The sequence below is a fragment of the Gaetbulibacter saemankumensis DSM 17032 genome (assembly GCF_000425645.1).
Taxonomy (GTDB): Bacteria; Bacteroidota; Bacteroidia; order Flavobacteriales; family Flavobacteriaceae; genus Gaetbulibacter; species Gaetbulibacter saemankumensis.
On sequence record NZ_KE384430.1, the window covers coordinates 561589 to 575470 of the forward strand.

Sequence of the window (13882 nt, forward strand, 5' to 3'; positions counted from 1 at the left end):
TTTAAGTTAATGGCATGCCATTAATTCTATTACCTGTAAAGAGTGAAATGTCCAACAAATTCTCTATCATCCTTCGGATCATTTAGTTTAACAACATACCAATAATCTCCAGTAGGTAATTCATGTCCGTGATAGGTTCCGTCCCATGTTTCGCCAACACGTAATTGTGCCACTCTACGACCATATCTATCAAAAATATTAAATACCAAATCTTTATATTGAGAGGTACATCCAGGTCCCCATTCATCTAAATTACCATCACCATTAGGTGTAAAGTAATTAGGAATACAAACATCGATATACTCAAAATAATCACTTGCTGAAGCAGTACATCCGTTACTATCGGTAACCGTTACCGTGTATGTTCCTGATGAATAAATAATGAAGGTATTGTCACTTCCATAAGAATCACCATTTACGGTAAAAGTATAATCGCCTGTACCACCTGTAGCATTTGCTACAATTTCATTTAAACCACCGGTACCAATGGTTAATTGAAGCGGTTCGTAATATGCGATATCAAAGTTTGGTGTACGTTTAATACATCCATTTGTATGTCTTACATCAATATAATGATCTAATCCTGCTGGCACATTAATATATATATTACTGGTTTGGTATGGGCCACCATCAAGTGCGTATTCTAATTGTGATGGATCGGTAATACTTTCATCAACTTCAACCGTCACCATATTCGTGGACATGTTATTTGTACAGCCAAATTCAACAATAGCTACTGGGTCGATTAACACCGATTCAGGGAAGGTGATATTCCATTCAGATTCACAACCTTCACTATCAATTACAAATACCGTATGATCACCCCCTTCTAATCCGGTAAAATCGAATTGTGTTTGTGTAGCTGTTCCGGTAGTGTATGTCCCATTAATATCATCAAGGGCTACACTATATGGCGGTGTTCCACCAGAGATGGTTACACTAAAAGATCCATTCATATCCCCATAACAAACTTCTGGAATAATTGAATTTGGTACGATACTTAGCAATACAGGGTTAGGTTCGTAAATTGTGAAATCATATAACTCATAACAACCTAAAATATCTTGAACGATAATTTGATAATCTCCAGGAGCTAAATTATCGAAAATAGGTTCATCAAAGAATTGATCCATTTGAGGTGAGATAGCATATTTTATAATGCCTGTTCCTCCGGTTGCTGAGACTTCTACCATACCATCATTTGCACCGTTACAAGTAACATCGGTTGTTAGTAATTGCGCCGATAATGGGGTAGATGGTTCTGTAATTTCTACAATTTCTGAAGTGGTATCACAATCACCACTTTCAACAAATACCTGATAGCGTCCTGCAACAAGTTCAGTAAAGACACCAGGGCTATCTTGAACCGCTGTTGGTATGTCATTACCAGCTTCGTCTTGTAGGGTATATACATAGTTGCCTAATCCTCCTTGTGCCGTAGCAACAATAACTCCAGTATTATCACCGGCACAGTTAATAGTTGCGTTGGTTTTATCCAGTTCTAAAGTTAGAGCAGGTAATGGGTCTATAGTTATTTCGTTTGAAACAGCATCACTACATAGATTGGCATCACGTACATAATATTGGTATGTTCCTGGAGTTACCGGGAAGGTAATATCAGTAACAAATGAACCAATTACGGTTGAGAAAGAAGCATCAGTACTATACTCATAAGGTCCTGTTCCTCCTGTGGCACTCAATGTTAAATTAGCATCTAATAAACATGTTTGAGAACTTGTTTTAACCAGACTGGCTTCAATTTTTGTAGGTTCAGCTATAACAATATCGGCTGAAGTCGCGGTACAATTATAACCATCGGTTACCGTAACATTATAGGTTCCAGTACCCAAATTAGTAAATACAGGAGAAAGCTGTGGTCCTGATGAACTTACCATTGGAGCTGTCATATTCAAGGTATAAGTATAGTTGCTACCTTGACCTCCGCTAATTAAATCGACTGTAATAGTTGCATTTTGATCTCCAAAACAGCTTAGCATATTAGTATCTGCACTAGCTGTAATTGTAATAGGAGTAGGATCTACTAAAATGACATTAGTTGGTGCTATACATCCTTGACTATCTCTTACACTTACGATATAATTACCTGCTGATAATCCTGTAAAATTAGGGTTTGTAGTAAATGGATTAATCACAGAGCCATTATGTTCTAGTTGATATTCATAATCACTTGGCCATCCACCCGTAGCTGTAGCTGAAATTGTTCCGTTGTTACCATCACAGGTAATTTCGGTATGGGTTTCAGAAATAGCCAGAGCACTGTTTGGAGCGGTAATAGTAAAGTTTTTCGTAACCGCACAATAAGGTCTGTTTGTTAGGGTTGCGGTAATGGTATACGTACCAGCTGCAAATCCGTTAAGTGTAATAGGTCCTGCATTGATTGAATTTCCTGAAGTTATTGGGTTGCCAGAGGTATCTGTAACCATATAACTAAAAGCACCGGCATCATCGGTTGGTGTAGTGACTCTATCTATAAAAGTAATATTAACACTACCATCATTATCATTAAAACAAGTAACATCAACTACCGAATCAATGTTTAAATCGAAGGTATTCGGATCGTTAACATAGTGAACCGTTTGAAGACTACATTGAGTGTCTATATTTTCAACAGTAATAATATAATTTCCGATAGGTAATCCAGTAAAAATACCGGTTGTATTGGTTTGTGTCGGTAAGTTACCATTGGCATCTTCTAAAGTAAATTCTAAATTAGGAGTACCTCCAGTGCTTGTTACGTTTACTGTGATGTCTTCATCGTTAGTACACGTAATGGCATTATCAATAGTAATATCAAGGTCTTCTATTGCTATAAAAGGTTGGATGGTAGCTGTAGTACTTCCTAAACAGCCATTATTATCATAGACATTAATATCAAAATTACCTCCTAATACCTCTGTTTCGGTATACACATTATTTGGTCCCGATTGAACAATGTTACCACCTTTGATAAATTCGTAAGTAGTATAATTACCAGAACCACCCGTAACACCGGTAACGGTAATACTTGCAAAATTAGCTGCATTTGTGCCTGCAGAACAAGCAAACTCAATAACGCTTGGGGCAGGTACGTTAATTACAGCAGGTTCGTTGATTGTAACATCTTCAGTGGCAATACAATTTCTACCTGATGTTACTTGCACCGTATAAGTTCCGGCCGCTAAACCTGTAAATACATTAGAGTTTTGAGGAGCAACGACTATAGGTGCTGTGATTTCATATGTGTATATAGGGTTATCATTACTTGTAGGTAGATCTACTATGATACTTCCATCACTACCACCGTTACAACTTACATCAATTGGATTTGGTGTGAAAGTTACTGGTGTTGCACTATCTAGAGTTACCGATGCATTTCTGGTACAACCTGTTGTTAAGTCTTCGATTGTAACTGAGTAGCTTCCCGAAGGCAGGTTAGAAATAACATTTCCTGTAACTGTGCCAACATTCGGGCTTATAGAAAAGCTATAATTACCAGAACCTCCAGAACCTGTTATAGTAATAACACCATCATTATCATCACAACTTGGTAAGGTCGTAATGGTAGGTACTAAATCTAAAGCCGGGTAAACAGTTATTGGTGTAGCATCTTGGGTTGTACATCCATTAGCATCTTTAACAGTTACATAATAATCGCCTGGCGTTGCTACTGTAAATGTTGGACTTGCTTGGAATCCATTACCAATGGAATAGGTAAAAGGTCCTACACCAGTTGGGTTGGATACAGTAAATGTAAATGGATCACCTGTAAGATTACATTGGTTGTCTGATAATGTAGGAACGGTTATTGTTGGTAATGGATCGGTCGTTATAGCGACGTCTATCATATCTGAACAACCATTACTATCTATAACCCATACATCCCAATTTGTAGATATCGTTGGGTCTAGAACAGCTGTGTTATTATTAGTGTAATCTGATGTAATTGGAGTTGCACCATCGATTACAAAAGCATATTGATATGGAGGAGTTCCGCCCATTGCCTCCACAGTTACCTGAGCCCCAAAATTACAGTTTGCATTGATGTTTTCAATTTCAGATAGGGTTAAAGCATTTGGTTCGTTTACGGTAATGGTAGCAGTATCTGTACAACCTGTCGTGTCATCTGTAACAACAATTGTTTGATCACCAACAGGTAAACCTGTTAGGTTTATAGTAGAATTTGTCTCGCCAGTTCCTGCTGAAACTCCGTTTATTGTATAGCTATAAGTGCCAGAGAAATTAGCTACCGTAAAGTCTACTGTGCCATCTGAACTACCATTACAACTCACATCGTTTACTAATAATCCAGATACAGTAATATTGGTTACGGGATTGATTGTATAAGATTCGGTATAATAACAACCATTCGCATCCGTCACCGTGAACACATAAGTGTCTGGACTTAGACCATTAAATACGTTCGAAGCTTGAGGTCCTACAGCTATTGGTGAAATGATTTCATACATTAATGGACCAACACCATCTGTAGCAGTAAGTGTTACATCACTTGTAGTAGCTAAACATGTTACAGGAGTTGAAACAAAATCTAAATTTGAAGGCACACTTAATGCGGGTATATCCACATCAATAGGCGTAGCAATAATACACCCGTTAGCATCTTTTATATAAGCGGTAATGGTTCCAGCTGCATATGTTGTATAAGTTTCTGTTGAAGTATAATTAACTCCACCATTAAAACTATAAGTATATGGCGGCGTTCCTCCACTACCTGTAATAGTTACAATAGCAGGTTGAGTGGCATTTCCAACACCACAAGTAAGTCCTTGTGTTAATGTACCAGTTCCATCTACTGGAGTTGGTTCGTTTATGGTTTCGTCAACAGGTAAAGATTCACAGTCTTTGCTGTCTCTAACCAAGATGGTATAAGTTCCTTGTGATAAACCGCTGAATACATTTGAGGCTTGCCAAGTAGAACCGCCATTGCTACTATATTCATAAGGGGCGATGCCATTGGAAGCTGTAATAACTATACTTCCGTCTGAACCGCCATTACAAGTTACATCTGTAATCGCTGTGGTAAAGGTTGGCACTGTGTTAGGGGTAACCGTAATAGTATTGGATTCGGCTTGACAACTTTGAGAATCTGTTACTCTAAACTGGTAAGTACCATCTAAATTGGTTGTATAGTTTGCAGAGCCTATTGCAGAGTAGGCCCCGCCATTTAATCTAACTTCATAAGTATAAGGCGCAACACCACCCGAAGTGGATAAGCTTATAGAGGCATCTACTAAACAGGTTAAATCTTGTGTTAAATCGGCATCTAATAAAAGAGGCGGTTCAACAGTATAAGTATCTGATGCAATACAGCCATTAGCATCTTTAATGCTTACTGTATAACTTCCTGCTGCAGTAATGGTGAAGTCTGGACTTAATTGATAAGCGCCGCCTATACTATAGGTTAATGGAGCAATTCCGGTACCAGAAAGTGTAATATTGAAATCAGTGCCGTCGAAACATTGTGCGGCGACCGGATTAATTGTTGGATCTAGATCTGCAATAATGGTTGCCGTATCGAATTTTATACAACCATAGGCATCGCGAACATAAATATCATATGTGCCAGCTGCAAGGTTAAAGGTATTTGAACTTACCCAGTTTACTGGATTAGTTGCTGCAGTAGTTGGTACGGCTTGATACTCGTATGGTGCCGTACCATTACTAGCGGTAGCTGTAATAATACCAAGTTCGTTACAGTTTTCATTTTTTGTAGCATTAGCTGTGATATCTAACTCTATTGCAGACTCCGTAATGTTAAAATCATCTGAAACGATACTACATCCGGCATTAGTAGCGCCAGCTTCTTCGGTTATCACGACTACATAATTTCCAAAATCTAGATTGCCTAGGTTGGTTACTGTAAGAGTTCCGCTTGCTGGTACAGTTCCAGAGCCTGAAATACCCATTGGAGTTAAGGTTAGGCTATCAAATACTTCATAAGTAACATCTGTAGCTGTTCCATATGTACTATTAATATCAAAACTAACATTACCGTCTGCACTTCCAACACATGTAATATTACTCGGCACAAGAGAACTAACTGTTAATGTTGAATTTGTTGGTATGGCAACATCGGCAGTTTCATAATAATAACATTTACTAGGGCCATCATCATAGACTACAAATGTATAGGTGGCTCCAGGCAATAAACCTGTAAAAACGGTCTGTTTACTATTAGGTGCATCTTCAGGTTGCCATGCTCCGGTAGGATAAGTCATTCCTGACCCCGTGTAAATAGCAAAATAAAATGGGCCATTTCCGGTTATACTTGAAGCAGATCCGATAGCAACCGTGGCTTCTCCTCCGGTAATACAATCAACAGTTAAATCAATATTAATATCTAAATCATCTGGCGGAGACGTTACAGTAATGTCTTGTTCTAAATAGGTACAACCATTGGCATCTGTAATAATAATTTGATATATACCAAAGTCTACAACCTCAAATACCTGTGTTGATCCATTTTGGTTTGTAATTAGTTGATCGTATCCATTAACACCCGTTACATGATAAGTATAATTAGGGGTTCCTCCGGTTACGGAGTTTATAATAATTCTACCCAATGAAACACCACCTGACTGACATGTAATAGGGTCAATATCAAAATCTAAAACAATTGGATTAGGTTCAGCAATAGTTATATTGTTAGTATCAGTACATCCTCGAGCATCGGTTACAGTTATGGTATAGTCTCCAGCGGCCAAACCTGATGTTTGTGTTCCGTAATCGTTACCGGTACTGTCATTATAAACATTGATTACAAATGGAGGTAAACCTGAATTCACATCAACAGTTACATCAATTGAGGCATTTGATTCACCGTTACAAGAAATATCTTGAGTTTGAGTTACATTTAGGATAACTGGGTCTACGGTATCTGTTATGGTAATGATTTCGGTTTCTTCTGTACAACCATTTGCATCAGTAATAAGGAACTGATAAGTACCTGCAATAGATGTGTTATAGGTAAAACTGTTTCCTGTGAATAATGTAGGCGCATTGTATGCACCACCATTAAATTTAACACTATAACCATAATCAGGATTTCCGCCAGACACATTTAATTCGATTGCGGCTTCCGAAGGCGCCGAACAGGTTAAATCTTTAGTCATTGTAGCTGTTACGGAAATAGGAGGGAAGACATCAGTCGTGGTGCTACTTGATGCAGTACAACCATTGCCATCACGTACTGTAACCGTATAGTTACCCGGAGTATTAACTGTAAATGTTGAGCTAGATTGATAGGATGCTCCTCCGTTAATACTATAAGAAAGTGGAGGAATACCCGTTGCGGTAACCGAAAAAGTGAATCCTGAATTAACATCACACTGATTATCTACTGTAGGAGCAGAAACTGTTGGTAATGGATCCTCTGTAATGGTTACAGTAGTTATAGTCGTACAATCGTTAGCATCTTTTACATATACATCCCAGGTTAAATTGGCTCCTGAATTTGTATCTACCGTTTGAATAGTACTGTTTGAATATGAGGTAGGTTCTGGATCTCCTGAAATTACAGCAGCATAAGTATAACTTGGCGTACCTCCTGAAGCTATAATCGTGATGTCCGAATTATAATTGTTACAATGTACATTAGTTGCTGTTGCAGTAGCACTAACTGCATCAATTGGCTGATTAATAGTTACGCTCGCATTCGCGGTACATCCTGTATCGGTATCGGTCACTATAACCGTATAAGTTCCTGCCGTCAAATTCGTTAGAGGTATTGGGTTTACACCTGGCTGCGAAGCTCCCCCATCAACGGTATAAGTGAAATTAGTTGCATTAAATACTTCAAATTGTGCAGCACCATCATTTCCATTAAAACAGAACACATCACTTAGTTTTAATGCAGTTATGGCAATTGGAGTTACAGGATCAATTACAAATGATTCTGTATAATAACATCCATTGGTATCGGTCACTCTAAATACATAAGTATCCGGTGCTAATCCCGAAAATACATCAGAGGTTTGGGGTCCTACAACGATAGGAGAAAGTATTTCGTAAGTTAATGTACCTGCTCCATTAGTCGCTGATACAGTTACGGAAGATGTTGTATTATCACAGGTTACTGGTGTAGCTGAAAAATCTAAATCTGTTGGTGGGTTTAACGCTGAAATGGTTAATGAACTACTATCTGTACACCCGTTGGCATCCTGAACGGAATAGGTTATCGTCTGATCTAAACCATTATCATTAACTTCTAAAGTGTTTGAAGCGCTGTAGCCTGAACCGTTAAAACTATATAAATACGGTGCTGTTCCGGTAGTTGGTACAGCAATCGTTACTGTTGATGATTGCTTAGTATTATCGGAAGCACAACTGAATGCAGTGGCAGTAGCCGAAACACTTAAAACAGTTGGTTCATTAATAGTAGCAGTGCCATCAAAAATACATTCGTTTGCATCTTGTATCTGATAATTATAAGTTCCCGCTGTTAATCCAGTATATAAGGAAGTTGTACTAAAAGGGCTGCCATTAAAACTAAATGTATATGGACCTACACCTCCAGATGGAACAATTTGAACCGATCCATTCGCATCACCGTTACAGCTGGCATCAATTATGTTGGTTGTAGCTGTTGGGTAGTCAATTGGATTGATGCTAATAACATTCGATAGAGCTTCACAAGCATTCGCATCAATAACCTTAAACTGATAGGTACCATCAGTGCTAGCATTATAAGTAAATGGCGTACTAGCTGTTCCTAAATTTGTAAAGGCTCCCCCATTTATAGATACTTCATAAGTATAAGGCGGATAGCCATCAGTAATGGTACCCGTAATTATAGCATCAGGAGATACTGTACAATCTAATTCTTTAGTAAGAACTGTACTTATAGTTACTTGAGCTTCGATAGTTTCGGTAGGCAAATCGAACGTACATCCGTATGCATCTCTAATAGTGATCGTATAAGTACCTGGGGTTAAATTAGTAAAAATAGGATTGGTTTGATAAGCACTTGAATTTGTACCATCAGAAATGCTAAACTCATAAGGAGGTTGACCGCCTGAAGCCGAAACTTCTAAGGTCGTTCCATCTATAGTATCGTAGCAATAATCGGCATTTATAATAAACCCGGTAGGCGCTGTAGGGCTTACCAAGGTTATATTAGTGGTGTCTGTACAGCCATTATTATCAGTGACTCTCACTATATAATTTCCTGCAGGAACATTAGCAAGAATGCCATTACTTGGGAATGTATTTATAACGTTAGAAGCGTTATCTAACAACTCAAAAGTATAGGCAGGCGTACCACCCGAGGCTGTTGCTGTAATGGTAGAGCCGTCAAGACAGGTCACAGGTGTTGTAGTTACATTAATAGCTACAGGATCGGGTGCAATGATATCTTGGTTAAAGCTGAAACTACATGTGTTAGGCGTGTTATCATAACGTATTTGAACGGTATAACTGCCCGCTGCTAAACCGGTTATAGTCTGTGGTGATGACATTTGGGTAGTCCAGTTAACGCCATCTAAAGAATATTGAAAACCGTTGGTAGTATCGAAGTTTTGAGCAGCAATGGTTATAGTACCGTCATTTCCAGAATTACATGAAAGATTTGTAGCATTTATTATTTCGGCTGAAAATGCATTACCAGGTTCTATAATAAATGGAAAATCAACCTGTGAAATACAAGTTTCAGGTAACTGATAGACGCTAATGTCATCAATGGCAACATCATTACCACTGGTTTGTTGTACATTAGACCTAACAATAAATCTTAAACTGGTGTTAGCACCAGGATCTAGAGTTAATGGGGTTTTGGGATAATGCTCCCAAGACTCTGTTTTAGGTATTTCTCCAGTATTAAAGGATGATATTTCATTACCTCCAGCATCGACTAAAGCTACTAATAGATCTGGATTGTATTGTGTATTACCTGCTTTAAGTAAATTTATAGCAAAGAATTCAACATTTATAGGTTGATTCGGGATTATATCATCAATTTGTTTTTCATATAATATGGCCGTTTTTGGAATGGTAGATCCAATATTAACAACTAAATATCGTCCATTTGACCCCGAGCCGCTACCAGATGTTGTATGATTTACTGGATTTATCCATGCACTATAGGGGTTTACTATATTTGATGTTACAGAATAATCACCGTCCTGAATCCTAGTACTACCTTGACACTCTGTTCCTATTTCTTGTCTTTCAAAGCAATAATATGTTGCATTTATTCCTGGAGAATTAGTATCACTGCCCGATCCAAAATCTTCTTTTAATAGATTGCTATAAGTTGGAACCGACTGTAATTGGTAGGTAACACTTATAGTATGGGATCCATCTGGAACATCTAGGAATGTAGTTGGATCTGTGGTATTAGGGTTTTCTACACCATCCAATAAGTAGGTGTAAGTATATGTATTCGATGTTGAGTTGGTAACTGTTACAATGGCATTTGCAGATCCATCACAATTATAATCCGGATTTGATATAGATATGGTTGGCGCTATTGGTTCCGGGTCAACTATAATGTTTGGCATGGCATAAATACAGCCATTTGCATCGCGTACATATAGGGTGTAGGTGCCTGATGGCATCCAGGCCTCGTTCGCTAATGTCCAAGTGGCTTGATTATCAAAACTAAATTCATAAGGAGCTGTTCCTCCTTGTGGATTTGTAATTCTTATCATGGCTTCACCATTAGGACCACAGCCTGCAAGTTGCGAAACTCCGGCAGAGGCTGTAAGGGTATTATTAGGTTGAGTAATAATAATGTCCTCAGTCGTACTAAAACAATCGGTACCATTTAAAGAATATTTTATTATGGTTTGATAGGTACCTGCTGTTAAGTTTAAAAATGTTGGGTTAGTAGAATAAGTGACACCGTTATCTATACTATACTCAATAGTATATCCATTAGCATTGGTAACATTGAAATTGATACTTCCTGTAGCTTCACCAGAACATAATATATCGTCGTGAGTAACAGTAAATACTGGGTCAGGTATGCCATCAACTGTTATGGATGTAGTAGCACTACAGTTGTTAGTATCTACTACCGTAATATCAAAAGTGCCTGCAGAACTAACTGGAATTAAAGGACTTGTTTGAAAATCTGTTGTACTGTTTACATAGTAGTAATATGGTGGTGTTCCGCCTTCAGGGTATACAGTAATTTCTCCATCGGTACAGGTTAATGGTGTTGTAAGCGCCGATGTAGCAGTTAATAATGGTGGATTTATTATCTCTATGTCTTCGGTGTGTAAACAGCCATCGTCAGTAGAAACATCAATAGTATAAATACCTGGATTTAAATTAGAAAAAGTATAATCACTGGCGTCGATAGGACCAACACTATTTACTAGAGTTCCACCTTGTGAAATACTATAATTATATTGTGGTAAGGCATCATTTACAGCTATTTTTACGGATCCTTTATCACCGTTACAGTAAGGCTGTGTAACAATGGTTGTAACGCTAAAATCGCGATTTCTTACATACACGGGAGGTGTTTCAAATATACACGGATTGGTATCTACTCCCACTTGTCTGATATAAACAGTGTAATATCCAGGGGTATTTACAGTAAATACATTTGATGGTTGGTAGGGACCTGAAGGGTCTAAACTATATTCGTAACCAGAAGGAACGCCACCTACGGTGACTTCACCCGGCGTTGTACATATAATATCTTTGGCAGTAACTGTTGGGTTTAATAAATTCTGATAGACATTGAAATAGAAAATACTAAAACAGCCTCCGGGGTAATTAATTACAATTCTAAATTGGCCAGCATCATTGGCATTATAATCGGGACCTGTTCCTACCTGATCCCAAGAACATTCGTCATTCTCATTGGCACAATCATCTACTGTTAAAGCCGGACAGCTTGTTTCATCTAATTTTTCCCAAACTATAGATACGGCATCACTAATACCCGTATTTATAGAGCGTATATCATTAGCGCCACATAAGAAAATATAAGGAAGGACTTTACCATCATTTGGACAAATAGGCAATAAATCAGCATATGGGATAATAGGGTTTGTTATGGTATTACCATAAGGAATGACCGTTATTGCTTCCATAATTGAAATACATGTGGAAGACGTGGTATTCTGTACATAATAAGTACCTAATTCTGTGGCGGTATAACTCTGTCCTGTACCAACAACGGGTGTTCCTGTAGGACTTGTAGACCAAGAGTAGCTATCGTAACCGTCTGCAGCAGTTAGTACCACACTACTACCACAAAGCACTTCATTGCGTTCGAAACTACAGTTTGTAATGTCTACTAAAAAGTTGGTTGAACCAGGGGTTCCTAAGCATTCTACAGAAGCAAAACTACCTTCATCTTGAATGATTTCAGGATTAATAACACCTCTGTAAGTAGCATAGGCTTGGTTTTTTATTTCATTGGAACAAGCCTGACTTAAATCATAACAATTAGGAACTACCTGTACTGCAATCCGGATGGTGAATTGGGGGTCATCAACTTCTACAGACGAGTCGGGGATGCTAAATATAAGGGTTCGTGTAACAGGATCGTATGACTGTACTGTTGCTCCACCGGCATTAGATAAGTCAATGTCCGTATTAGGGTCGAAAATAACATTCTCTGGTAGTATATCTTTTATTGTAAACTCAGTAACATCATCGTTTCCTATACTTTGGTATGTGATTTCATAGAATAAACGTTGACCTAGATTGACATCACCACCCTCAATATCAGTACCCGAAGTATCCACAACATTTTTAAGAAGTTCAATATCGGGCGTAATAATATCTACTGCAAAGCAGCTAAAAAAGGAATAAATAGGATCGGCTTGACCTCTTGCTACTTGCAAAACAAAACTAGCCGCGTTGTCACTATTTTTAACATACTCTGGTTCTGCGCCTATAATTTCTAAATAGCCGGTATCATACCCAAGGGTATTCTCACTTAAAGGTTCTCTTGGAGTAACGAGACCATTCGAATTTTCAATAACAGATCCAAAAAATTTATTGGCTGTACGTAATGGAGTAGTAACTTCTTTTCCGTTAATTTCTAGTTTAGTGGCACGTTTTGTTCTATCTCCATCTAATGCAGCATAGGCGAATTGTAAATCGATAGGTCCTGCAGGAGGCGTGGAAAATCCAGTAACATTAACTTCTTCGTAATGACCATCAAAAATATGGCTAAATCCATCAAAGGTGTTGAATGATTTTTTATGTTCGTTAGGGTCTTCATAAATAATAAATAATGTCCATCCGGCACTTAATCCAGTAGAATTGTTAAATCCTAAACTTGAGGTGACGTCGGCAACAGTATAAGTACCCTCAATATCTGTAACACCATCAAAAAAACTGGTTACATCGGCATAACAGGCATAAGGTGTATTACCCGGTTCGTTAGGTTCTGCGGGAATTGGGCTTACTATGGCATCGTATATAAGCTCTCCTGTAATATCGGTATAGGAGCTGCTATTAGGTGTTTTAAATTTTACTTTATTTATATCAGTTCTGCTCCCACTTTGTAGCATGGCACCCCAATATAGTGCAGCATAAGCTACCCGATAACAGGTGGTTGCACTACCATCTTCTTGAGCAGGAATTAATATATCGGCACTACTTGAACTAAATGTAGAGGCATCACCATCAATATCAATATATTGCATATTGATATCCTGATTATCTTTGGTTAGGTCATTAAAGGGGTTGTTATCCTGTCCTAAGATATTATTACCTATTACAAGCATGCTTCCTCTAAGTTCTATGTTTTTCCTAAGGGTAAAAGGCTCGTAGGTCTGAGCGATACCACTTGAAAAGAGTAGTAAAAACAAAACAACTAGAGTTGATTTTAATAAAGTAGTTTTTTTCATGGCAGTTTATATTTAGTTATTTAATTCAGGATTTGGGACTGAATTAA

At 38.0% G+C, this 13882-nt stretch carries 1 protein-coding gene; it reads right to left on the reverse strand.

Annotation, left to right across the window (positions count from 1 at the left end):
- Positions 1-29: 29 nt before the first annotated feature.
- Complete coding sequence (locus H611_RS0109120) at positions 30-13835, reverse strand: T9SS type B sorting domain-containing protein (protein ID WP_027138071.1); 13806 nt, start codon at positions 13833-13835, stop codon at positions 30-32.
- Positions 13836-13882: the final 47 nt, after the last annotated feature.

What these genes read in the sequence shown, in the direction of transcription:
- H611_RS0109120 (WP_027138071.1), bottom strand. Translation starts at nt 13,835, where the DNA reads ATGAAAAAAACTACTTTATTAAAATCAACTCTAGTTGTTTTGTTTTTA.